This is a genomic window from Arthrobacter sp. StoSoilB19, from assembly GCF_019977275.1.
In the GTDB taxonomy this organism is placed as follows: Bacteria; Actinomycetota; Actinomycetes; order Actinomycetales; family Micrococcaceae; genus Arthrobacter.
In genome coordinates this window covers 2,893,871-2,916,269 of the sequence record NZ_AP024650.1, presented here as the reverse complement: position 1 = coordinate 2,916,269, position 22,399 = coordinate 2,893,871, and the positions used below count along the sequence as shown (strand labels likewise).

At 67.8% G+C, this 22,399-nt stretch carries 21 protein-coding genes and 1 riboswitch; of the genes, 9 read left to right on the top strand and 12 right to left on the bottom strand.

Translation table 11 applies throughout. The annotated features are described in order from the left end of the window. Nucleotides 1–10: 10 nt before the first annotated feature. The 3 genes from LDO86_RS13350 to LDO86_RS13340 all read right to left on the bottom strand — a co-directional run bounded on the left by LDO86_RS13350 (nucleotide 11) and on the right by LDO86_RS13340 (nucleotide 3,189). Nucleotides 11–1,168, bottom strand: coding sequence for an Mrp/NBP35 family ATP-binding protein (locus tag LDO86_RS13350; RefSeq protein ID WP_018768587.1), 1,158 nt, complete (start codon nucleotides 1,166–1,168; stop codon nucleotides 11–13). Between the two features lie 61 nt (nucleotides 1,169–1,229). Then, nucleotides 1,230–1,871 carry a DUF1003 domain-containing protein gene (locus tag LDO86_RS13345; protein ID WP_223995234.1) on the bottom strand — a complete coding sequence of 214 codons (642 nt, stop codon included), beginning with the start codon at nucleotides 1,869–1,871 and terminating at the stop codon, nucleotides 1,230–1,232. 34 nt (nucleotides 1,872–1,905) lie between these two features. Beyond that, complete coding sequence (locus LDO86_RS13340; RefSeq protein WP_026265667.1) at nucleotides 1,906–3,189, bottom strand: CBS domain-containing protein; 1,284 nt, start codon at nucleotides 3,187–3,189, stop codon at nucleotides 1,906–1,908. Nucleotides 3,190–3,266: 77 nt separating this feature from the next. Here LDO86_RS13340 and LDO86_RS13335 point away from each other — a divergent pair, with 77 nt between their 5' ends. Further along, a complete protein-coding gene (locus LDO86_RS13335) occupies nucleotides 3,267–4,268 on the top strand; it encodes a general stress protein (protein WP_018768584.1) in 1,002 nt (333 codons plus the stop codon). Nucleotides 4,269–4,408: 140 nt separating this feature from the next. Here LDO86_RS13335 and LDO86_RS13330 read toward each other — a convergent pair whose 3' ends face one another. Beyond that, nucleotides 4,409–5,983 carry an aminopeptidase P family protein gene (locus LDO86_RS13330; RefSeq protein ID WP_018768583.1) on the bottom strand — a complete coding sequence of 525 codons (1,575 nt, stop codon included), beginning with the start codon at nucleotides 5,981–5,983 and terminating at the stop codon, nucleotides 4,409–4,411. Between the two features lie 80 nt (nucleotides 5,984–6,063). Between LDO86_RS13330 and LDO86_RS13325 the strand changes: the two genes are divergently transcribed. After that, nucleotides 6,064–6,912, top strand: a complete 849-nt coding sequence (locus tag LDO86_RS13325; protein WP_018768582.1) for a PHP domain-containing protein — start codon at nucleotides 6,064–6,066, stop codon at nucleotides 6,910–6,912. Here LDO86_RS13325 and LDO86_RS13320 read toward each other — a convergent pair. The 4 genes from LDO86_RS13320 to thiE form a co-directional block, all read right to left on the bottom strand. Next, complete coding sequence (locus LDO86_RS13320; protein ID WP_018768581.1) at nucleotides 6,909–7,781, bottom strand: site-specific DNA-methyltransferase; 873 nt, start codon at nucleotides 7,779–7,781, stop codon at nucleotides 6,909–6,911. The two genes, LDO86_RS13325 and LDO86_RS13320, sit on opposite strands and share 4 nt — an antisense overlap. 8 nt (nucleotides 7,782–7,789) lie before the next feature. Beyond that, the gene (locus LDO86_RS13315) at nucleotides 7,790–9,490 is read right to left on the bottom strand and encodes a DEAD/DEAH box helicase (protein WP_018768580.1); all 1,701 of its coding nucleotides are present in this window, start codon (nucleotides 9,488–9,490) and stop codon (nucleotides 7,790–7,792) included. A gap of 289 nt (nucleotides 9,491–9,779) precedes the next feature. Then, a complete protein-coding gene (locus tag LDO86_RS13310; RefSeq protein ID WP_026265666.1) occupies nucleotides 9,780–11,285 on the bottom strand; it encodes an RNB domain-containing ribonuclease in 1,506 nt (501 codons plus the stop codon). Between the two features lie 36 nt (nucleotides 11,286–11,321). After that, entirely contained in the window at nucleotides 11,322–12,056 is a 735-nt protein-coding gene (gene thiE / locus LDO86_RS13305; protein WP_018768578.1) for a thiamine phosphate synthase, read from the bottom strand. Nucleotides 12,057–12,083: 27 nt separating this feature from the next. After that, nucleotides 12,084–12,203, top strand: a riboswitch (TPP riboswitch). Here thiE and thiO point away from each other — a divergent pair. The 3 genes from thiO to LDO86_RS13290 all read left to right on the top strand — a co-directional run bounded on the left by thiO (nucleotide 12,196) and on the right by LDO86_RS13290 (nucleotide 14,550). Next, nucleotides 12,196–13,497, top strand: a complete 1,302-nt coding sequence (gene thiO / locus LDO86_RS13300; protein WP_224084007.1) for a glycine oxidase ThiO — start codon at nucleotides 12,196–12,198, stop codon at nucleotides 13,495–13,497. (Overlaps the previous riboswitch by 8 nt.) Further along, nucleotides 13,494–13,730, top strand: coding sequence for a sulfur carrier protein ThiS (gene thiS, locus LDO86_RS13295; protein ID WP_056394066.1), 237 nt, complete (start codon nucleotides 13,494–13,496; stop codon nucleotides 13,728–13,730). Before thiO ends, thiS begins: the two co-directional genes overlap by 4 nt. Nucleotides 13,731–13,734: 4 nt before the next feature. Next, the gene (locus LDO86_RS13290) at nucleotides 13,735–14,550 is read left to right on the top strand and encodes a thiazole synthase (protein ID WP_056394063.1); all 816 of its coding nucleotides are present in this window, start codon (nucleotides 13,735–13,737) and stop codon (nucleotides 14,548–14,550) included. An 87-nt stretch (nucleotides 14,551–14,637) separates the two neighbouring features. Here LDO86_RS13290 and LDO86_RS13285 read toward each other — a convergent pair whose 3' ends face one another. The 3 genes from LDO86_RS13285 to LDO86_RS13275 are packed head-to-tail and all read right to left on the bottom strand — an operon-like array spanning nucleotide 14,638 to nucleotide 15,900. After that, nucleotides 14,638–14,940 (bottom strand): hypothetical protein, encoded by a 303-nt coding sequence (locus LDO86_RS13285; RefSeq protein ID WP_018768574.1) that lies wholly within the window; start codon nucleotides 14,938–14,940, stop codon nucleotides 14,638–14,640. Nucleotides 14,941–14,961: 21 nt separating this feature from the next. After that, a complete protein-coding gene (locus tag LDO86_RS13280; RefSeq protein WP_018768573.1) occupies nucleotides 14,962–15,186 on the bottom strand; it encodes a DUF3107 domain-containing protein in 225 nt (74 codons plus the stop codon). A gap of 48 nt (nucleotides 15,187–15,234) precedes the next feature. Beyond that, nucleotides 15,235–15,900: a TetR/AcrR family transcriptional regulator gene (locus LDO86_RS13275; RefSeq protein ID WP_018768572.1), complete on the bottom strand. Its 666-nt coding sequence runs from the start codon at nucleotides 15,898–15,900 to the stop codon at nucleotides 15,235–15,237. An 84-nt stretch (nucleotides 15,901–15,984) separates the two neighbouring features. On the opposite strand from LDO86_RS13275, the gene moeB reads away from it, so the two are divergent. Continuing rightward, nucleotides 15,985–17,184, top strand: a complete 1,200-nt coding sequence (gene moeB, locus LDO86_RS13270; protein WP_056394059.1) for a molybdopterin-synthase adenylyltransferase MoeB — start codon at nucleotides 15,985–15,987, stop codon at nucleotides 17,182–17,184. Nucleotides 17,185–17,291: 107 nt separating this feature from the next. Here moeB and LDO86_RS13265 read toward each other — a convergent pair whose 3' ends face one another. Further along, a complete protein-coding gene (locus tag LDO86_RS13265; RefSeq protein ID WP_134163767.1) occupies nucleotides 17,292–18,617 on the bottom strand; it encodes a glutamyl-tRNA reductase in 1,326 nt (441 codons plus the stop codon). 158 nt (nucleotides 18,618–18,775) lie between these two features. On the opposite strand from LDO86_RS13265, the gene hemE reads away from it, so the two are divergent. From hemE to LDO86_RS13250, 3 genes are all read left to right on the top strand, one after another. Beyond that, nucleotides 18,776–19,870 carry a uroporphyrinogen decarboxylase gene (hemE, locus tag LDO86_RS13260; RefSeq protein ID WP_224084006.1) on the top strand — a complete coding sequence of 365 codons (1,095 nt, stop codon included), beginning with the start codon at nucleotides 18,776–18,778 and terminating at the stop codon, nucleotides 19,868–19,870. 4 nt (nucleotides 19,871–19,874) lie between these two features. Further along, the gene (gene hemG, locus LDO86_RS13255; protein WP_018768568.1) at nucleotides 19,875–21,356 is read left to right on the top strand and encodes a protoporphyrinogen oxidase; all 1,482 of its coding nucleotides are present in this window, start codon (nucleotides 19,875–19,877) and stop codon (nucleotides 21,354–21,356) included. A 352-nt stretch (nucleotides 21,357–21,708) separates the two neighbouring features. Beyond that, nucleotides 21,709–22,395, top strand: coding sequence for a hypothetical protein (locus LDO86_RS13250; protein WP_155845519.1), 687 nt, complete (start codon nucleotides 21,709–21,711; stop codon nucleotides 22,393–22,395). Nucleotides 22,396–22,399: the final 4 nt, after the last annotated feature.

Genomic DNA, 22,399 nt, shown 5'->3' with positions numbered 1-22,399 from the left:
TCCGGCCCGGTCAGCGCGGCTGCAGTCCCAGCTTCATCCCTGCAAGGCCACGGGGTTTTGCGGCCAACTGCCCTGCGATGCCGGCCAGCGCCACAGCGCCCGCCGAAGCAGGTTGGCCCAGCACGATCGGAACCCCCGAGTCCCCGCCTTCGCGCAGCTGGATGTCCAGGGGAATCTGGCCCAGCAACGGTACCTCCGCCCCGACCGTGGCGCTGAGGCGTTCGGTGAGGACCGCCCCGCCGCCGCTTCCAAACAGTTCCATCCGGCCGCCGTCGGGCATCTCCAGGTAGGACATGTTCTCGATGACGCCCGCGATCTTCTGACCCGTCTGGGTGGCGATGGCGCCAGCGCGTTCGGCAACGTCCGCCGCCGCCGGCTGGGGCGTGGTGACCACCAGGATTTCGGCCTTGGGCAGGAGTTGGGCCACGGAAATGGCGATGTCACCCGTACCCGGCGGGAGATCCAGGAACAGGGCGTCCAAGTCGCCGAAGTAGACGTCGGTGAGGAACTGTTCCAGGGCCCGGTGCAGCATGGGTCCCCGCCAGGCAACCGGCTGGTTGGCGGTGACGAACATGCCAATGGAGATCACCTTCACGCCGTACGCAACCGGGGGGAGGATCATGTCGTCCACCTGGGTGGGTTTCTGGGTGATGCCCATCAGCGCAGGGACGGAGAAGCCGTAGACGTCTGCATCCACGATGCCCACACGCAGGCCTTGGGCAGCCAGGGCCGTGGCCAGGTTGACGGTGACCGAGGACTTGCCCACTCCGCCCTTGCCGCTGGCCACGGCGTAGACCCTGGTGAGGGAATCGGGCTCATTGAAGGGGATTTTGCGCTGGCCGCCGGCGCCGCGCAGCTTCTCCTTGAGGGCATCGCGCTGGGCCTGGTCCATCACCTTGAGCTCGACGTCGACGGCGGTGACGCCGGGGACTGCGAAAAGGGCCTTTTGCGCATCGGCGGTGATGGTGTCCCGCAGCGGGCAGCCGGCAATGGTGAGCAGGACCGCCACGCTCACCTTGCCGTCGTCGGAAACCTGGACGGAGTCCACCATGCCCAGTTCGGTGATGGGGCGCCGGAGTTCGGGATCGATCACGGTGGCGAGGGCGCTGTTGACGGCCTGTGCCAGTGCCGGTTGGGTGGAGTCAGCGGGATCGATGGGGGCGCTCATGGGAGGAGCCTCGGCTTTCGTACGGATGCGGCGGCGGGCCTGCCGGAGGGCGGCCTGGCGGTCATTGGGCAGAGTGGCCCGGTTTCACCCGGGGGATCTGCTGGGTGCGCGGGCTGCGTTGCCGGTCCCGCTGTTCGCGCAGCTTGTCCTTGACCTTGTCCCGTGGGGATTCGTGCGAACCGGGGCCCGTGTCGTCGTGGGTCCGCAGTTCCTCCTGGGCTTCCAGCAGGTCTTCAAGGAGTGAGCGCAGCTCGGCGCGGACGTAGTCGCGGGTGGCTACCTCGCGCAGGGCGATCCGCAGGGAGGCCAGTTCCCGGGTCAGGTACTCGGTGTCGGACAGGTTGCGTTCGGCGCGCTGGCGGTCCTGCTGCACCGAGACGCGGTCGCGGTCATCCTGCCGGTTCTGCGCCAGCAGCAGCAGGGGCGCGGCGTAGGAAGCCTGCAGCGACAGCATCAGGGTCAGCAGGGTGAAGCCAAGGTCCCTTGAATCGAACTGCCACTCGACGGGCGCCCACGTGTTCCAGCCCAGCCAGAAAATACAGAACACCGTCATGTAGACCAGGAACTGCGGGGTGCCCATGAACCGGGCAAAGCCCTCGGTGGCGTGGCCGAATGCGTCCGGATCCGGGGAGAACTTGGGCAGGATCCGCTGCCGGGCGCTCAAGGGGGTATCGAGACTGCCTTTTGATTCCGCGTTGGCCAGGTTCCGCTGGCTGGGGTTCTTCGGGGCGCTGTTATCAGCCAATGCGGCCACCGAGCTTTCTTATCGGGGCTTCGCCATCATGGGCGCGCCAGTCGTCCGGCAACAAGTGATCCAATACGTCATCAACAGTCACCGCCCCCACAAGCCGGCCGGCGTCGTTGACCACCGGGAGGGAGTTGAGGTTGTAGGTGGCCAGGGTCCGTGCCACTTCGCTGATGTGGGCCTGGTCGGACAACGGCTCGAGGTTCTTGTCCACCAGGTTTCCCAGAGCCTCGAACGGCGGGAAGCGCAGCAGCTGCTGGATGTGCACCACACCCAGGAAGCGGCCGGTGGGGGTTTCCAGCGGCGGCCGGGCAATAAAGATCGACGACGCCAGCGCAGGGGAGAGCTCCTCCCGCCGGACGTGGGCCAGGGCTTCGGCAACCGTGGCTTCCGGCGGCAGGATGACCGGTACCGGAGTCATCAGGCCGCCGGCGGTGTCCTCGTCGTATTCAAGCAGGCGGCGGACGTCCTCCGCGCCTTCGGGTTCCATCAGCTGGAGGAGTTCCTCTGCCTGGGCGGAGGGGAGTTCGCCGAGGAGGTCGGCGGCGTCGTCGGGGTCCATCTCCTCGAGGACGTCGGCGGCGCGCTGGACATCCAGCGCGGAGAGGATTTCCACCTGGTCGTCCTCGGGAAGCTCCTGGAGGACGTCGGCCAGCCGCTCGTCCTGCAGTTCGCTGGCCACTTCGAACCGGCGCTTGTCGCTCATCTCCTGCAGTGCCTCGGCGAAGTCAGCGGGCTTGAGGTCCTCGTGGTTGGCCACGAACTGTGTGGCTGCCTGCGGCTCGGTGCGTGGCCCCTGCTGGGCGTCCGCCCAGTCAATGATCAGTGTTTCGTTGCGGCGCAGCCGGCTCAAGGGGGACAGTGAATGGCCGCGCCGGACAAAGAGCTTGCTGACGAACCAGTCGCGGGACCGGTGCTGGTCGATGGCGATGTCCTCGATGGTGGCGTCCCCGCTGCCGTCACGGAGGGTGACCCTGCGGTCGAACATCTCCGCCACCACCAGCGTTTCGGCTCCGCGCTGTTCAAACCGGCGCAGGTTGACCAGGCCCGTGCAGATGATCTGGGTCTGGTCGATCGAGGTAATACGCGTCATGGGCACGAAGACGCGCTTCTTTCCCGGTACTTCCACCACGATGCCCACCACGTGGGGGGCTCCCTGGGTTCCGCGGGACAGCACAACAACATCGCGCAGCCGGCCCAGCCGGTCGCCCAGCGGGTCGAAGACATCGAGGCCCAGGAGGCGCGCCACGAAGACGCGAGTAGGTGTTGTGCTCACCACTACAGGCTACCGAGTCTGCTCTCTTTTAGCTGAATTTACAGGCAGCACCCACCTTGATGGGCAAGAATGGGGTTATGTCGAACATTTTTGGTCCTCCCAGGGCCGGCGCCGCGAACGGACCGGACGATGCCCGGGCTGTTCCCACCGGCGACACCGTTGGCTCCTACACTTCCTACCTCGACGCCCAAAAAGCGGTTGACTACCTGGCGGACCAGCAGTTCCCGGTCCAGATGGTCTCCATCGTGGGCAATGAACTGAAGATGGTGGAGCGGGTCACGGGGCGTCTCAGCTACCCCCGGGTGGCGCTGTCGGGGGCGTTGAGCGGCATGTGGTTCGGCCTGTTCGTCGGCGTCATGCTGTCCTTCTTCGCACCCTCGCCCGGCTACTTCTCGATCATGACGTCGGTGCTGATGGGTGCGGCGTTCTTCATGCTCTTCGGCATTGTCACGTACGCCATGCAGCGCGGCAAGCGGGACTTCACGTCCACCAGCCAGGTGGTGGCAACGAGCTACGACGTGATCGTTGCGCCGGAGGCCGCCCACGAGGCGCGGCGCCTGCTGCAGCAGCTGCCCATGACGCGTTCGGACGCGGCAGCGGGCCAGCGGCCGTACACACAGCACGACTACTACAACCAGCCGTACCAGCACCAGCAGCAGCCGGGGCAGCAGCAGGGCCCTGCCCGTCCCGCCGGATGGAACGATCCCTACGGCCAGCGGTCCGCCGGCACAGCCGCCGAGGATGGATCAGCACACGACGGATCAGCCCAGGACGGAAGTGGCTACGCAGGCGACGCCGGCCAGCAGCACAGTGGGCAGCAGCACGGCGGGCAGCAATACGACGGCGGCCAGCACCAGCCGGCGCAGCCGGCAAGCCCGGTCCGGGCCGTCCGCTACCCGGACCTGCCGGATGGCCGCCCGCAGTACGGCGTGCGCCTGCCGCAGGGTCCCGGCGCCGGACAGCCAGGGCCAGGACAGCCAGATCCCCGACAGCCTGCGCCAGGACAGAACGCGGAACACCAACCCGACGCCCGGCATGGCCAGGACGGGGACCAGCACCACGGCGACCACCGGGAGTAGGACGGCCGGAGCAGCCAAGGTCCAGGAAGCCTGAAAGCCAGGGAAGCCTGTAAGCCAAGGAAACCTGGGAGCGCCAACGCAAAGAGCGGGACCGCCGGAACGAATCCGGCGGCCCCGCTCTTTGCTGTTTCCGGCCGGGGTCAGGCTTCTTCGGTCCGGTAGATGCCGGCCATCCAGTCCTCCACGTCTTCCGGTTTCCGCGGCAGGGCGGCACTGAGGTTCACGGGGCCGTCAGCGGTCATGAGGATGTCGTCCTCGATCCTGATGCCGATGCCGCGGTATTCCTCGGGAATTGCCAGGTCTTCCTTCTTGAAGTACAGGCCCGGTTCGATGGTGAAGACCATGCCTTCGGTGAGGATGCCGTCCAGGTAGAGTTCGCGTTTGGCCTGCGCGCAGTCGTGCACGTCCAGTCCCAGGTGGTGGCTGGTGCCGTGCGGCATCCACCGGCGGTGCTGCTGCCCCTCGGGGCTGATGGCCTCCTCCACGCTGACCGGCAGGATGTCCCATTCGGCCAGGCGTTCTGCCAGCACGGTGGTGGCGGCGGTGTGGATGTCACGGAACTTGGTTCCCGGCCGGGCAGCGGCGAACCCGGCGTCGGCAGCATCGAGGACTGCCTGGTAGACCTTGCGCTGGATGTCGCTGAAGGTGCCGCTGGCCGGAAGCGTCCGGGTGATGTCTGCTGTGTAGAGCGAGTCGGCCTCGACACCGGCGTCCAGGAGCAGGAGCTCGCCGGCGTGGATGCGTCCGGTGTTGCGGGTCCAGTGCAGCACGGTGGCGTTGTTGCCGGATGCTGCGATGGTGTCGTAACCCAGTTCGTTGCCCACTTCGCGGGCGCGGGCGAAGAAGGCTCCCTCCACCACCCGCTCGCCGCGGGCATGCGTCAGTGCCCGCGGAAGGGCCTTGACCACTTCTTCGAAGCCTTCGACGGTGGCCGCCACCGCGATCTTCATTTCCTCGATTTCCCACTCATCCTTGAGCAGGCGCAGTTCGGAAAGGGCCTCACTGAGCTTTTCGTCCAGGGCATCAAGGACGCCAAGGTCCAGGTTCTCAGGGTCCCTGGCCGTGTTGTACCGGGCCGTGTCCACCAGTGCGTCAATGTTCTCGTCCACTTTGCGGACCAGGCGGATGGAGATTCCGCCGATCTCCGGGGCGCCCACATCCTTGGTGATGGCCGTTTCCAGTTGGTCGATGTGCGCGGTGGCCAGTCCCAGGCGGGCCTCGAATTCCTCCAGGGTGGGGCGGGCCCCAATCCAGAACTCGCCGGAGCGGGAATCGGCGTAGAACTGTTCGGTGTCCCTGCCGGCCAGCGGCCGGAAGTACAGCGTCGCGCGGTGGTTCCCGCCGTCGTCGCCCGTTCCTTCTGCCACGGGTTCCAGGATCAGGACGGCATCCGGTTCGTGGTCCAGGCCCAGCCCGGTCAGGTGGGCGAAGCCGGAGTGCGGGCGGAAGCGGTAGTCGCAGTCGTTGGAACGGACTTTCAGGGGCCCCGCGGGGATGATCAGGCGTTCGCCGTTGAACAGGGCGGAGATCGCCTTGCGCCGGGCAGCGGCGTATCCGGCGACGGCGTCCCGCTGCGGAAGCTCCTGGCTGGACGGCGCCCAGTTGCTGGCCATGAAGGCCTTGAAAGCGTTGGAACTGGGCCGCTGCGAGCGGTTGTTGACGCGCTCCTCCAACGGCTGGGAAGCAGAGTTCTGGGTGTTTTCGGCATCGTTCACGGCACCATCGTCTCACCAGCATCCCGGCTAAGCGAACAGGACAGCCGGGTCCCGGGGCCGTGGTCCACTACGCTGGACCAGTGAGGATTGACCTGCATGCCCACTCCAATGTTTCCGACGGTACCGAAACGCCCGCCGATGTCATGGCGTCGGCCGCGCGTGCCGGCCTTGATGTGGTGGCCCTGACCGACCACGACTCCACGGCAGGCTGGGCGGAGGCGGCAGCGGCCGCAGCAACCTGCGGGGTGGCACTGGTACCGGGCATGGAGGTTTCATGCCGGACGGAGGAGGGCATCAGCGTCCACCTGCTGAGCTATCTGCATGATCCCACCCATCCCGGCCTCCTGGAGGAAATCACCAAGGCCAAGGATTCCCGCCTCACCAGGGCCGAACGGATGGTCACCATCCTGGCGGAGGACTACCCGCTGACGTGGGATGACGTGATCCACCACGTGGCACCCGGCGCCACCCTCGGACGGCCGCACATCGCAGACGCCCTCGTCGCGGCGGGCGTGGTGGAGGACCGTTCGGAAGCCTTCGCCTCCATCCTCACCTCCCGGTCCCGGTACTTCATCCCGCACTATGCTCCGGACCCGGCCACCGCCGTCGAACTTGTCCGTGCCGCCGGCGGCGTGCCCGTGTTCGCCCACCCTGTGGCGTCCGCACGGGGACGGATCGTGGGGGAGCGGACCTACCGCGACATGATCGACGCCGGGCTGGCCGGCCTGGAGATCGACCACCGGGACAACCCGGAAGAGGGCCGGGACTTCCTGCGCAGGCTCGCGGCCAAACACGGCCTGCTGATTACCGGTTCCTCCGACTACCACGGCACCGGCAAGCCCAACCTGCTCGGCGAAAACCTCACGGCACCCGACATGCTCGCGCGGATCGAGGCACTCGGCACGGGAGCCGCCGTCGTCCGGCCCTAGCTGGGCTGGAACGAGGCAAGGGTGGCGTGCGCGCCCAGCCGCTTGGCCATGATGTCAATGGCGGGCTGATTCTGGTCCACGCACACGAACTTCCGGCCAAGCTTGGCGGCAACGGCCCCCAGCGTTCCGGAGCCGGCGAAGAAGTCCAGGCACCAGTCACCGGGCCGGCTCGAGGCGGCCACCACCCGCCTGACCAGGCCCTCCGGCTTCTGCGTGGGGTAACCGGTCTTCTCCTTGCCGGTGGGTGAGACGATGGTGTGCCACCAGACGTCGGTGGGCAGCTTTCCCAGCTCGCGCTTGGCAGGCGTTACCAATCCAGGCGCCATGTACGGCTCGCGGTCCACCTCGGCGCTGTCGAAGTGGTACTTCGCCGGGTTCTTGACGTACACCAGGATGTTGTCGTGCTTGGTGGGCCACCGGTTTTTGGCCCGCGCGCCGTAGTCGTAGGCCCAGATGATCTCGTTCAGGAAGCATTCGCGGCCAAAGATCGCATCAAGCATCACTTTGGCGTAGTGCACCTCGCGGTAGTCCAGGTGCAGGTAGAGGGTTCCGTCGTCGGCCAGCAGGCGCCATGCCTCCACCAGCCGGGGTTCCAGGAAGGACCAGTAGTCGCTGAACGCGTCATCGTAGCGGTGCAGGGCGCCCTTGATGGTGTCGTAGGAGCGGCCCTTGAAGCCCACGCGGTCCCCGCTGCCGCCGGCGTTAACCACCATCCTGGTTTCCTGGCGCAGCTGCGGCCTGCCCGTGTTGAAGGGCGGGTCCACGTAAATCAGTGTGAAGGCGCCGTCCGGCAGCGTGGGGAGGTACTCCGCGTTGTCAGCGTGTACCACCAGGCTGCCGCCGTCCGGCGCCCAAACAGTGTCAGTCATCGGGGCAGTTAGCCCTCTGACGTGCCAGGCTGCGTGCCCGTGTCGGCGCCTGCCACCACTTCGCCGTTGCGGCGGCGGGTGCGGGTCCGGGGCCTGCGGGTGCGTGAAGGCTGTTCGCCGCCCGTTGCGGGTGCGGCAGCCTCGGCCGCGGGAGCGGCGGCGGAGTCCGGCGTCCGACGGCGGCGCTCGCCGCTGCGCGCGGTGTCGCCGCCGCTGCGGCTTCCTTCGCTGCGGGAACCTTCGCGGCTGCCAGTGCGGCTTTCCCGCCCACGGCCGTCCCGTTCCCGGGACCGGCCGCCGTCGCGGCTGCCGCTGCGGCTGTTCTTCTTGCCGGTTTCGCCCAGGTCCTCAAGCACCTCGGCGTCGACGCCAGCCAGGGTCCGCTTGTCACGCGGCAGCCGGCCCTTGGTCCCCACGGGGATGTCGAGGTCCGCGAAGAGGTGCGGCGAGGAGGAGTAGGTTTCGACAGGTTCGGGCACGTTGAGTCCCAGCGCCTTGTTGATCAGCACCCAGCGGGGAACATCGTCCCAGTCAACGAACGTGACAGCGGTGCCCTTGTTGCCCGCGCGGCCGGTGCGGCCCACCCGGTGCAGGTAGATCTTTTCGTCTTCCACGCACTGGTAGTTGATCACGTGGGTGACGTCCTCGACGTCGATGCCGCGCGCCGCGACATCGGTGGCCACCAGGACGTCCACCTTGTTGTTGCGGAATGCCCGCAGTGCCTGTTCACGGGCGCCCTGCCCCAGGTCACCGTGGATGGCAGCGGCAGCGAAGCCGCGGTCCACCAGTTCCTCGGCCACCTTTGCGGCGGTGCGCTTGGTCTTGGTGAAGATGATGGTCCGTCCGCGGCCGCGGGCCTGCAGGATGCGTGCCACCACTTCGATCTTGTCCATGCTGTGCGCACGGTAGATCAGCTGGCGGATATCGCGCTTGGTCAGGCCCTCGTCCTCGGGGTCCGCTGCGCGGATGTGCGTGGGCTGGGTCATGTAGCGGCGGGCCATGGCGATGACCGGACCGGGCATGGTGGCGGAGAACAGGAGCGTCTGGCGAACTGCGGGAGTTGCCGCGATGAGGGTCTCGACATCCGGCAGGAAGCCAAGGTCCAGCATCTCGTCAGCTTCGTCCAGCACCACGATCTTGACGTTCTTCAGGCTCAGGTGCTTTTGCTTGAAAAGGTCGATCAGCCGGCCGGGGGTACCCACCACAACCTCGACGCCCTGCTTGAGGGCCTCCACCTGGGGCTCGTAGGCGCGGCCGCCGTAAATGGTGGCGATCCTCGCGTTGCGCTTCCGGGAAGCGGTCACCAGGTCACCGGCCACCTGCACCGCCAGTTCGCGGGTGGGGACGATGACCAGGGCCTGCGGGGCTCCCGGGACGGCCAGCTTGGCGTAGCCGGGGTCGTCCTGCCCGATGACCCGCTGCAGTGCGGGGATGCCGAAGCCCAGGGTCTTGCCGGTGCCCGTCTTGGCCTGGCCGATGATGTCGTGGCCGCCCAGCGCCACCGGAAGGGTCATGGCCTGGATGGGGAACGGGTGGGTGATCCCGGCGTCAGCCAGGGATTCCACGATGTCCTCGCGGACGTTGTAGTCGGCAAAAGACTTCTCCGCGATCTCGTGCGGGGTCTCGTCGGAGATGATGGTTTCTTCCGGCTCGATGGTTTCCGTGCCGGTCTCATCGCTCAGGAGCTGGTGGGTATGCAATTCACTCACGGGGGAGTTTCCTTATTCATTTGGGCAATGGCGCTGCCTGCTCAACGGGCCGGCCAGGACTGGCCGTTCCGGAGCACGCTCAGGCGCGCAAGCGATTCCAGTGGAAGCCGATCGCGGGCTATCTAATGCTGGCACTGGTGACCAACGGGCAAATCTCAAGATCGCGTAGGGGCGGGCTTGTTGGTTTCAAATCAAGGAAATCAACGACCGGGCATCCATTTCTACCCTCTCAGTCTAGCTGCAAGGTCGCAGAAACACGTTTCGGCCCGCCTGCCGCGGCCGCCGCCGCTTACGGGATCAGCTCGAAATGGATCTCGCGGGTGGTGATGTCCGAGGAAACCAGCCGGACCCGGACCTTGGTACCCGACTCCAGCTCGCCGGCGCACCGGGCAGTGACCGCGGGCTCGGCAATCTGGATGATGCCCGAACTTCCGGTGCCGTTTCCGTTCTTCCCGTTGCCGTTTTTCACCGTCCCGGTCCCGTTTCCATTCCCGTTTCCGTTTTGCGGCCGGGAGCCGGAAATCACGATCGCATCGAACTCCTGCCCGATGTGGTTCAGCAGCAGCGCGGCCTCAACGGTGTCCAGGGCCAGTCGTTCCATCCTGGACGCGAGCTGGTCCGATCCGGCCATGATGCCCGGCAGGAGCGGCAGGGCTTCCCGCGCCCAGTCCGGAACATCCCCGCCATTGCTGAGGGCCTCGCAGATCACCAGCACAAAGCGGTCCACCAGGCGGCGGAGCGGCGCGGTGGTGTGGGCATAGGCCGCGCCGATGGCAGACTGCACGCCGTCCTCGGGGACCGTTCCGTCAAAGGCGGTATAGGAGGCGCCCCGGAACAGCATGCCGGCGGAATGCATGATGGCCAGCTGGCGGGGATCGGTGGGATCCAGGGAACGCAGGTATTCGCCGTAGCTGACTTCACCGTCCCAGGGCCTGCCCAGCACCTCGGTCTGCAGCCGGAAATGCTTCAGCGACCGTTCGTCCGGGGCGGGCATGGTGCGCAGGATTCCCACCTTGCCCTCCAGCATGAGCTGCGCGGCGGCCATCCCGGTCATCAGGGAAATCTGCGCGTTCCAGTCCTCCACGGGAAGCTGCGGTACGGCAGCAATGCGGTAGCCGCCGTCGGGCAGCTGGACAATTTCCTGCTCGGGCATGTTGAGGCTGGCCCCGCCGCGTTCCCGCTCCAGGGCCACCCGCTTCAGGCCCACCTCGCGGAGGAGCCGCAGCACCGGCGAGGCCGTCCCGGCGTCGAGGTCTTCCTGCGCACCCTTGTAGCTGAGCTTGTCGCGGCTGCGGACCCGCGCCCGCCTGACGCCCACCGACACAACCGTTGCGTCGCCGTCGAGCGTGAAGTCCCATACGAAAGCCGAACAATCCTGGCCCGGCAGCAGGCTTCCTGCCCCCTCGCTGATCACTTCCGGGTGCAGCGGAATCCGGCCGTCCGGAGCGTAGAACGTCTGGCCGCGGCGCCGGGTCTCGGCGTCCAGGGGACCTCCCGGCGCAACAAACGCCGGCACATCGGCGATCGCGTACATTACCCGGTAGCCGTTCCCGTCCGGTTCGATGAACACCGCCTGGTCCAGGTCCGTGGAGGAGGCCGGATCGATGGTCACGAACTGGACGGCGGTCAGGTCATAGGACGGAAGCCTCAGCGCTGCCACCGCGGCCCGGGCATCCGCCACTGCCTCAGCCGGGTACGGTCCCGGCAGTTCAAGTTCGGTGCGCAGCAGGCCCAACGCCTCTTCCAGGGCGTTCCTGTGGTCATGGACGTTTGGAGCCAGCCGATGATGTGACACAAAAGTCAGCGTAGCTCCAAGTCCGCCGATATGGCATCAGGCGGCGGCGGCGTCCAATGCGTCGAGGAGGGAGGCGGCAGCGGCGGCGGGATCGGAGGCCTCGGTGATGGCGCGCACCACCACGATCCTGCGCGCACCGGCTTCCGCCACCTGGTGGACGTTTCCGTGGTCAATGCCGCCAATGGCGAACCAGGGCACGGGGTCCGCCGCCTGCCGTGAGGCCTCGGCGGCATACTTCACCAGGTCAGTGCCCACGGCGGACCTGCCGGGTTTGGTGGGGGTTGCCCAGACCGGACCCACGCAGAAGTAGTCCAGCCCGGCTGGTCCGGCAGTTGCTGCCAGGGCGGCGTCCACCTGCCCGGTGGTGTGGCTGGAGAGCCCGATGGCGGCGTTGCCGTTGACCAGCGTGCGCGCCGCCGCCAGCGGCAGGTCCTTCTGGCCGATGTGGAACACCGGTGCCCCGGAGAGGACGGCGATGTCCGCACGGTCATTGACCGCCCACAGCTTTCCGTGCCGTACCGCGGATTCCTTCAGCACCGCCAGGAGGTCCAGTTCCTCGGCCGCCTCGATGGTCTTGTCGCGCAGCTGGATGATGTCCACGCCACCGGCGAACGCGGCGTCAACGAAATCCGCGAAGTCGCCGCGGTCCCGGCGCGCATCGGTGCAGAGGTACAGGCGGGCTGCCTTCAGGGCGTCGTTGTCCCGTGAATTGACGACTTCGGTGGCTGGAGCGTGGTGGCCGGCGGGAAAGGATGGGGTGGACACATTCATGCGTGCAAGCCTAGTTCCTCTAAACTGGGCTGGTACTGCGGGAGCCCGCGGCGGCTGTCACAAAGCGCCGGGCTGAGAGGGCGTCAGAGCCGACCGCTTGACCTGATCCGGTTAATGCCGGCGTAGGGAAGGAACCCACATGCGTACCCCCTTCACCCATCACCCCGGGTCCGCCCGCAGCTCCATTCCCTCCACCCTCCGGGCCGACGTTGCCGTCATCGGCGGGGGAGTGGTGGGGCACGGCATTGCCTGGGAGGCGCAGCGTTCCGGGCGCTCGGTGGTCCTCATTGATGACGCGCCCGGTACCGGCGCCAGCTGGGCGGCGGCCGGCATGCTGGCTCCCGTCAGCGAACTGCATTACCAGGAGGAAGAGCTCCTGGAACTGATGCTTGACGCATCATCGCGCTGGCCCGGGTTCGCCGCCGGGCTGGGCAGGGCAACGGGCGCGGATTCCGGATACCTGACGACGCCGACCCTCGCCGTGGGTGCCGACGCGGCCGACCGCCGGGCGCTGATGGACCTGCGCACAGTCCAGCAGGCCAACGGGCTGGCGGTGGAACCCCTGACCGTGCGGGAGGCCCGGAAGCGTGAGCCGCTGCTCAGCCCGGCCATTGCGTGCGCACTTGATACCCCGGCGGACCACCAGGTGGATCCCCGGCGCCTGGTGGCCGCCTTGCGGCTGGCCCTGGCCGGCGCGGCGCAGGAGCAGCCCCAGCTGGCGGTTGCCGGGGCAGTGGAAGGTTTTGCCGTGCCGGAGCGGGCAGCCGGGCTGCTGTGGGAGGGCGGAACGGTTTCCGGGGTCCGCCTGGCCGGCGGCGGCACGGTGCTGGCAACGGAGACCGTGGTGGCCAATGGCCTGCAGGCGGGGGCGCTTGACGGCCTGCCGGACGGCCTTGAGCTGCCGCTGCGGCCCGTGCACGGGGATATCCTGCGCCTTGCCGTTCCCCGCCACCTTCAGCCCTTGGTGACGTCAACGGTGCGCGGCCTGGTCCACGGCATCCCCGTGTACATCGTTCCCAGGCAGGACGGGACCGTGGTGATCGGAGCTACGCAGCGGGAGGACGCCCGCTCCGATGCCGTGAGTGCCGGCGGCGTCTACCAGCTGCTGCGGGATGCGCAGGCTCTGGTGCCCGCCGTCGCTGAACTCGAACTCCTGGAATGCACCGCCCGCGCCCGCCCCGGTACCCCTGACAACGCGCCGCTCCTGGGCCGGGTGCCGGCCGCTCCGGGCGCCGGGGGAGGACAGGCCGGGCACGTCCCCGGACTCATCATCGCCACCGGGTTCTTCCGGCACGGAGTCCTGCTCACTCCCGCCGCGGCGGCCATCTGCAGGGAACTGCTGGACGGCAGGGCCGATCCCCGCTGGGGTCCCTTCAGCCCGGACCGGTTTTCCAGGCCGGCAACGGCAGCAACAAGCCCCCACATCAAGGAGACTGCGTGAACATCACCCTTAACGGAAACCCGCACACGGTGGCCGACGGAGCTTCGATCACCACGCTGGTCAGCGAGGTCACCGGACGCCCGCTGGCGGACAACGGACAGGCGACCGACGGCGGGAAACTCGGCGTCGCCGTCGCGCACAATGCCCAGGTGGTGCCGCGCAGCCAATGGTTCGCCACCGCGCTCGCCGACGGCGACGACATCGAACTTGTTACAGCAGTACAGGGAGGCTGACGCCATGACCGAAACCAGCACCATCAACCCTGCAGGAAACGCCGGTGCCGGCGACGCCCTGGTGATCGACGGCGTCGCGCTGGGTTCCAGGCTCATCATGGGCACCGGGGGAGCGCCCAGCCTCGATGGCCTGGGCGCGGCGCTCCTTGCCTCCGGCACCGCACTGACCACCGTGGCCATGCGGCGCTACTCCACGGCTGAAACCGGCTCGCTGTTCCAGCTGCTGGTGGATCATGGAATCCGGGTCCTGCCCAATACGGCCGGCTGCTTCACGGCCAGGGACGCGGTCCTTACCGCGGAACTGGCCCGGGAGGCCCTGGAAACAGACTGGGTGAAACTGGAGGTCATCGCCGATGAACAAACCCTCCTGCCGGACGCCGTGGAACTGGTCGAGGCCACCGAGCAGCTGGTCAACCGCGGCTTCAAGGTCTTCGCCTACACCAACGACGATCCTGTGCTGGCCCTGCGGCTGGAGAACCTTGGAGCCACCGCCGTCATGCCGCTGGGTGCCCCGATCGGCACCGGCCTGGGGATCCTGAACCCGCACAACATTGAGCTCATCGTTTCCCGGGCCTCCGTGCCCGTGGTCCTGGATGCCGGCATCGGCACGGCATCCGACGCCTCCCTTGCCATGGAGCTGGGCTGCGACGCCGTGCTGCTGGCCACGGCCGTGACCCGCGCCCAGAACCCCACGCTCATGGGAGAAGCCTTCAAGCACGCGGTGATCGCGGGCAGGATGGCCCGGGCGGCCGGGCGCATCCCGCGCCGGGAGCATGCCCTCGCCTCATCCGCCATGGAAGGCCGGGCCGAGTTCCTCTAGGCATCGGCCATTCACTTAAAGGGCTGTGGCCACCACCCGCCTGGGTGGTGGCCACAGCCATATGCCTGGGAGCCTGCCAGCGACGGCTCAGCGCCGCAGGATCGCAGTGAGCCGTTCCGCATCATGGCGCGCCCGCGTACGGCCAAAATAGGCGACGGCGGCGATGGCGGCAGCAATGCCCAGAACGATGGGCAGGACCCAGGGAAGCCAGGTCAGCCCGGGCAGGTAGCCGAAACCGGCCGCCATCAGAATGATCCACACCAGCGCCGCAGCACCCGCGGCGACGCCGGCCGGAAGCGCCGCACCGTACTTGGCGTGCCGCTTGTCATTGGCCCAGACGACGAAGCCGCCGGCGACAGTGGCCAGCACCACGATGGACAGCGAAAGCATGGATCTCCTTGGAACCGGGGACTAGAACTGGCCGAAACCTACGCGCCGAACCTCTTCGGCACCGATTTCCACATAGGCCAGAGCGTTGCCCGGAACAATGATCAGGCGTCCTTTTTCATCCTTCAGGCGAAGTTCGTTGCCTCCGGTGATGGCTTCGCCAACAACCTTGGCCACAGTCTCCGCGTCCTGGTCCGATTCCAGCACGATCTCGCGGCCAACGTTTTGAACGCCGATCTTAATTTCCAAGGGGGCCTCCCAGCCTGTGAAGTTCGTCGATGATGTCTTATTTGTAGTCTAGGACTCTTTGGGGAAGCGAGAGATTCCGCGCCAAGCTAAACGGTAGATGAGGTCACTGGCCACGTTGAGGTCCAGGTTACCGTCCGTTTCCAGCCAGTACCGCGCGCTGACCTGCGCCATTCCGGCCAGTCCGCGGCCAAGGAGTTCGGCCTCGAGGTGGGGGAGCTTGGTGTCCTCGGCAATGACCCTGGCGATGGCGTCGGCGAAGGTCCGGTTGAAGGTTTCCAGCCTGGAGCTGACGTCGGGGTCGTTGATCAGGTCGGACTCGAACACCAGGCGGTGGGCCTGGTCGTCGCTGGCGATGAAATGGAAGTAGGCGCGCATGACGGCCTGGACCCGTTCATCGTTGTCCGTGGTGGAATTCAGGGCACCCAGCATCAACTCGGTCAGGGACGCAAGGTGGCTCTCGAGCAGTGCGAGGTAGAGTTCCCGCTTTGACGGAAAGTGCTGGTACAGCACCGGTTTGCTGACATGGGCGGTCTCTGCAATTTCATCCATGGCCGCGCCGTGGTAGCCGTTGGCCACGAACACCTCCTGGGCGGCGGCAAGCAGCTGTGCGCGGCGCTCATCCCGGGGCAGCCGGGCGGACCGATGGCCTGCGGGGCGGGAGGGAGTTTGCGGTTCGGCGGCGGGCGGGCGGTCAGCCCGTGCTTCAGGGACCACAGTTGTCCTTCTTTCCATTGCAGTTACCTTCACTTTACTGCGGGGTAATATGACCCGGCGGTATCCCGGGGCATACATTGAAGTATGGCTTCGTCTTTCACCGCAAATGTTTCAACCCATTCCCTGGATCCGCTGGTGGAACCGGCCGCCGGCCTCACCCCTGCCGAGGTTGAACGGTACTCCCGGCACCTGATCATTCCCGAGATCGGTGCCCTGGGCCAGCGGCGGCTCAAGAACGCCAAGGTGCTGGTGATCGGTGCCGGCGGCCTGGGCGCCCCGGCCCTGCTGTACCTGGCCGCGGCAGGCGTTGGAACCATTGGAATCGTCGACGACGACGTGGTGGACCTGAGCAACCTGCAGCGGCAGGTGATCCACGGCGTCAGCGACGTGGGCCGGCCCAAGATCGAGTCGGCACGCGATGCCATTGCGGAGCTGAATCCGCTGGTGGATGTCCGGCTGCACAACCTGCGCCTTGACGCGTCCAACGCCCTGGAGTTGTTCCGGGGGTACGACCTCATCCTTGACGGGGCCGACAACTTCGCCACCAGGTACCTGGTGAACGACGCCGCGGCCATCCTGGGCAAGCCCTACGTGTGGGGTTCCATCTTCCGGTTCGACGGCCAGGTCAGCGTGTTCTGGGAGAAGCACGGGCCCACCTACCGCGACCTGTATCCGGAGGCTCCCCCCGCGGGGTCCGTGCCGTCCTGCGGCGAGGGCGGTGTGTTCGGCATGCTCTGCGCTGCCGTGGGATCGCTCATGGTGACCGAGGCAGTGAAGCTGATCACCGGCGTCGGGCGTTCCCTGCTGGGCCGCGTGGCCCTCTTTGACGCCTTGGGCGGCAGCTGGCGGGAGATCCGGGTGTCGAAGGACCCCGCGGCGGAACCCATCACCGAACTCACTGACTACGAGGCTTTCTGCGGCATCGCTCCCGCCTCGCAGGCGGACACGGAACATACAGTCACCGCTACCCAGCTGGCCACCATGCTGGCGTCGCGGAAAGCCGGGCTCAAGGATTTCGAGCTGGTAGATGTCCGCGAAGCCGGGGAATACGACATCGTCCGGATCGACGGGGCCAAACTGATCCCGCAGGGACGGATCCTTGCCGGGGAGGCGTGGGACGAACTTCCGCAGGACCGGGACATCGTGTTCCACTGCAAGGCCGGCACCCGGTCCGCGAACGTGCTGGCAGCGGCACGGCAGGCCGGCTACCAGCGGGTCAGCCACCTTGACGGCGGGATCCTGGCCTGGGTGCGTGAGGTGGAACCCCAGAAGCCCGTCTACTGACGGGACGCTCCATCACTTCCCGCGCCCTTTTGGAGTACGCCCCATCACTTTCCAGAAGAAAGTGATGGGGCGTTGCCGTAAATAGTGCAGGTAGTGATGGGGCGTGGTCAGGCGGTTTCGCGGCCCTGGTGGTCCACCGGGCATTCGGCCTCGACGGCGGCAGGGGAGGCGGTGGCGGGCTGTTCGACAGTGATGCCGTACAGGGCCTCCAGCGCAGCAACGTAGTCGTCCTGCTGGCCGTTCGCAGCGAGTTCGCGGGCGCGGACCGTGGGTACGTGCAGCAGCTGCTTGACCATGCGGCGGAGGGCGAACTCGACTTCCTCGGCGGCGGCGGTGCAGCCGTGGCGGGCACGGACCTTTTCCATCTCCGCGTCCAGGACGTTCATGGTGTGGCGCCGCAGGGCAACAATGGCTGAATCGACGGAGCGGGCTTCACGCTCCTGCTCGAAGGCCTTGGCGGCACCCTTCACGATTCCGCTGGCCTGGGCCAGCGATTCCGCCTGTTCCTGCGGCGCGGCCAGGCGGACTGATTCCAGGGTGAGCAGCTCCACGCCGTCCAGCTCGCCGACGGCGGGGTCGAAGTCGTGGGTGAGGGCAAGGTCGATGGCGATCAGGGGCTGCGGCGAATCGGCGCGCACCTGGGCGAGCTCGTCGGCTTCGACCCGGGTGTCCGACCCACTGCACCCGATCATGACGTCCGCAGCCGCCACTGCGGACCGCAGCGAGTCCACGTCCAGGGCGGTCCCGCCGCGCGAGGCGACAAATCCTTCGGCCCGGCCGGACGAGGAGTAAACGGAGATGTCCGTGCAGCCGCGTTCACGCAGCAGTGCCATGGTGGCCCCGGCGTAGGCGCCGGTCCCGAACAGCACAACCTTCTTGGTTGTCCAGTCCGGGTTTTCGGAAAGATCGGTGGCAAGGTCCAGTGCCACCGAGACGATGGACAGGCCGCGGGAACCGAGCGCCGTCTGCGCGCCAACATCCTTGGCTGTCTTGGAGGCGGCCTGGAAAAGCCGGATGAGGCCGGCGCTGGCAGTGCCGTCGTGCTGGGCGGTAATCAGTGCCCGCCGCACCTGGCCGGCGATTTCGCGTTCACCCACGACGGCGGAGTCCAGTCCCGCGCTGACGGCGAACAGGTGCTGGGTCACCTCGGGTCCGGTGCGTGTGCTGAAGGAACGTGAAACGAGGGGTTCGGCCAGTCCGCTGGCCTCGCTGATCCGGGCCACGAGTGCCGCCCGGGCTGCTTCGACGTCGTTGGGGTTGGCAGCTTCGCCGTAGATTTCGTAGCGGTTGCAGGTGGCCAGCACCACTGCCCCTGCCACGGCGGGGGATTCGGTGAGCGCGGATGCGGCAATCCCGGAGGAACCGTTGCTCAACTGAGCAACGGTTTCAAGGTCGATGTCGGCGTGTGTAGCCACCAATGAGAAAAGAACCACAGCAGACCAATCATAGCTTTTTCGTTGCCTGGTAGAACAACCACCCGAAAGGATAACCGCCACATTCCACCGTGATCCGCGCCACCTCCCCCTGGCCCGCGTTGCCAGCGACAGGTTGTCGTTATCTTTTGCAGCTCTTTTTCGGCACAATCAAAAGCATGACTCCTAGCCCTGCCGTCTCCGCTACCGGCGCCCTTGCCGCAGACCATCCACTGATGGACGGCCGCACAGCGGATTCACCGCTGATCACGGCCTACCGCGGAGGCAAGCCGTCCCGCCGTCCCGTCTGGTTCATGCGGCAGGCGGGCCGGTCGCTGCCGGAATACCTCAAGGTGCGCGAGGGCATCGCCATGCTGGACTCCTGCCTCCGGCCGGAGCTGGCCTCCGAAATCACGCTCCAGCCCGTACGCCGCCACGATGTGGACGCGGGCATCTTCTTCTCGGACATCGTCATCCCGCTGAAGCTCGCCGGCGTGGGCGTGGACATCGTTCCCGGGGTGGGCCCGGTCCTTGACATGCCGGTGCGTACGGCGGCCGACGTTGCCGCCCTGCCCCAGCTCACCTGGGAAGCCCTGGAACCCATCCGCGAAGCCGTCCGCCTGACCGTGGCCGAACTGGGCAAGACGCCGCTGATCGGGTTTGCCGGCGCACCGTTCACCCTGGCCGCCTACATGGTGGAAGGAAAACCCAGCCGTGACCACCTCGGCCCGCGGACCATGATGCATGCGGATCCGGAGACGTGGACCGCCCTGGCCAACTGGGCTGCCGATGCCTCGGGCATGTTCCTCCAGGCCCAGCTGGAGGCAGGCGCATCCGCCGCCCAGCTCTTTGACTCCTGGGCGGGTTCGCTGGGACTGGCCGATTACACCAAGTACGTTGCACCGGCGTCGGCCCGCGCCCTGGACCATGTCCGCCACCTCGGGGCTCCGCTCATCCACTTCGGCACCGGCACCTCCGAACTTCTCGTTGCCATGCGCGACGTGGGTGTGGATGTGGTGGGCGTCGACTACCGGCTGCCGCTCGATGAGGCCAACCGCCGGCTGGGCGGAACCGTCCCGCTGCAGGGAAACATCGACCCCGCACTGCTGGCGGCTCCTTGGGACATCCTCGAGGCCCATGTCCGCGAGGTCATCGCCGCCGGCTCCGCCGCCCCCGGCCACGTCCTGAACCTGGGACATGGAGTGCCGCCCGAAACTGATCCGGACGTCCTGACCCGGGTGGTGGAGCTCATCCACTCCATCTCGCCGGAGTAGCCACATGGGCAGTTCTGCGGCGAGGCCCGGCACGGCACTGGTGGTGGGCGGCGGAATCTCCGGGCTGCTGTCCGCCCGGGAACTCGCCGCGGCCGGCCACGAGGTGACGGTCCTGGAGGCGGGCCCGGCGTGGGGCGGCTGCGTGGGCAGCCACACGGTAGCGGGCCTCACGCTGGACAGTGGCGCCGAGTCTTTCGCCACGCGGTCCGACGCCGTCGCGCGGCTGTGCGCAGAACTTGGCCTGGGCGCAAGGATCGTTCCGCCCCGCCCCGGAGGTGCGTGGGTGCAGCTTCCGGATGGTGCCCGCGAACTTCCCAGGACCGGCGTCCTGGGCATCCCCGCCAACCCCTGGGATCCTGAAGTCCGGCGCACCCTGGGTACCCTGGGCTCGCTGCGGGCCTCCCTGGACAGGCTGCTGCCCGCTTCCGTGGGCGCCGGTGCGGGCGTCACCAGCGTCTCCGCGCTGGTCCGGGCCAGGATGGGTTCGCGGGTGCTGGAGCGCCTGGTCTCGCCGGTGGTGGGCGGCGTCCACTCCGCAGATCCCGGGCTGCTCGACGTCGACATGGTGGCTCCAGGGCTGCGGGCAGGGTTGCGCCGGCACGGTTCCCTCGCTGCCGCGGTTTCGGCCCAGCGGCGCGGGGCCGGTGAGAATTCCGGGGCAGCCGGCGCCGGCACCCCACTCCAGCCCGGCCAAGCAGGAAAACCTGCCAAGGCCGGTTCCGCCGTCGCGGGCCTCGAAGGCGGCATGCACACCCTGGTGGAGGCACTGGTGGAAGATCTCAGGCGACGGGGCGTCGCCCTGCTGGCGAACACCGCTGCCACCTCTGTATCCCGCACCCCTGAAGGCTGGCTGGTGGAGGCCGGCGGTGCAGCCTTCCGCACCGCCCTGCTGGTGGTGGCCGTGGATGGCCCGGCCGCCGTCGGACTGCTGGAACATGCCGTCCCGCTGATCGCAGGGAAGAAGCCTGCGTCCGGACCTGACGTCAAGCTGGTCACCATGGTCCTGGACAAACCGGACCTTGACCGGCGGCCCCGGGGGACAGGAATCCTGGTGGCCCCGCAAACGCCGGGCATCGAGGCAAAGGCGCTGACGCATGCAACGGGCAAATGGGACTGGCTGGCGGCTGCTGCCGGCCAGGGACGCCACGTGGTGCGCCTTTCCTACGGCCGGGTGGACGGCGCTTCGGTGCACCAGCCTGCCGGACCGGAAACCGATGACGAGCTCTTCGCAGCCGCCCTGCGGGACGCTTCCGCTCTCCTGGGCCTCCAGATCGCCGGCGGGGACGTGCGCGGATGGGACGTTGTCCGATGGCGCGGCTCGCTGCCGTTCGCAGCCGTGGGGCACCGCGCCCGGGCAGCAGAGATCCGCCAGGCCTGCACCGCCGCCGGTGGCCTGGCAATCGTGGGCGGCTGGGTGGCCGGAAACGGCCTCGCCGCCATCGTTGCCGACACACGTGAGCAAATCGGCCAATTAACCGCCGCCTAGGCATCGGTGCTGGTCAGCCCGGCGCGTCGGGTTCTTGGCAGTATCCACCCGCACGCCCCGCGGCCCTTCCCGGTTTTCAATCGGCCATCCGTTCTGGTTAGGGTCGATGACTATGGTTCAACACAGGTCCGAGCTTTCCATGTCCCGGACCGGTATCCATGGGGGACTCCGACGCGGTACTGCAGCCGCTGCGTTCGGAGCGGTACTGGTTCTTTCCACCGGCGTGCAGGCGTCCTTGGCTGACGACGCGGTTCCCCCTCCCCAAGACTCCCCAGCGCAGGCGTCCCCGGCCGGAACGGCCGCGGACGGTGCAACTGCCACCCCTCGTGGCAAGGTTCCGACCATCCCTGCCGTGCCGGGAGCATTGCTGCCGGCCGTGAAGGCTTCGCTCGCACCCAGTTCGACGACGGCGACGGCACAGGCCACAGCGCAGGCTTCGATGACGGGACTGCCGCTTCCGGACGTCCCGCTGCCCGCAGTCTCCGGAACGCCTTTGGTGACCGGCGGCCCGACCACCTCGACTGCGGCGCCGGCCGGCGGAGCATCCTCCACGGCAACCCGACCAGGATCCGGCACCCAGCCGGGGCCCACCTCAGCCACCGCGCCAGGGGTTGCCCCCGCGGCCGGTACCTCCCCGGCGGGGGGCGCCCCGGCCCCGACGCCTCCCTCGCCTGGAACAGAAGCGGCAGGCCAGGCGTCCGGTTCACAGGATGCCGTAGCAGCCCCCGGCGGGGCGGCAGGTACCGCCACCGGTGGAGAGGCCGGTGGAGAAGCGGCCGGCCCGGCCGCGAGTGGGGGAGCGGTTGCGCCTTCTCCCACCCTGCCCACGTCGCTGCCCACCGCGCTGTCCATCAATGCACGCCAGTCCCAGCCCACCCGGGTGCCGCAGGCTGCCGCTGCACCCGCGGGCCCGGGCCGCGCCGTTTCCTCCACCGGCCCCCTGCCGGACATGCCGGATGCCATGGTGTGGCTGGGCGCCGGACTGGTTGGCGTGGGTGCCGCCGCCGGGTTGGTCTTCCTGCGCATGCGCCGCCCCTGAGGAT

Excerpts from the sequence above, each read along its gene's own strand:
- LDO86_RS13350 (WP_018768587.1), bottom strand. The coding sequence starts at position 1,168 with ATGAGCGCCCCCATCGATCCCGCTGACTCCACCCAACCGGCACTGGCA.
- LDO86_RS13335 (WP_018768584.1), top strand. The coding sequence starts at position 3,267 with ATGTCGAACATTTTTGGTCCTCCCAGGGCCGGCGCCGCGAACGGACCG.
- LDO86_RS13320 (WP_018768581.1), bottom strand. The coding sequence starts at position 7,781 with ATGACTGACACTGTTTGGGCGCCGGACGGCGGCAGCCTGGTGGTACAC.
- thiE (WP_018768578.1), bottom strand. The coding sequence starts at position 12,056 with ATGAATGTGTCCACCCCATCCTTTCCCGCCGGCCACCACGCTCCAGCC.
- thiO (WP_224084007.1), top strand. The coding sequence starts at position 12,196 with ATGCGTACCCCCTTCACCCATCACCCCGGGTCCGCCCGCAGCTCCATT.
- LDO86_RS13290 (WP_056394063.1), top strand. The coding sequence starts at position 13,735 with ATGACCGAAACCAGCACCATCAACCCTGCAGGAAACGCCGGTGCCGGC.
- LDO86_RS13285 (WP_018768574.1), bottom strand. The coding sequence starts at position 14,940 with ATGCTTTCGCTGTCCATCGTGGTGCTGGCCACTGTCGCCGGCGGCTTC.
- moeB (WP_056394059.1), top strand. The coding sequence starts at position 15,985 with ATGGCTTCGTCTTTCACCGCAAATGTTTCAACCCATTCCCTGGATCCG.
- hemE (WP_224084006.1), top strand. The coding sequence starts at position 18,776 with ATGACTCCTAGCCCTGCCGTCTCCGCTACCGGCGCCCTTGCCGCAGAC.
- hemG (WP_018768568.1), top strand. The coding sequence starts at position 19,875 with ATGGGCAGTTCTGCGGCGAGGCCCGGCACGGCACTGGTGGTGGGCGGC.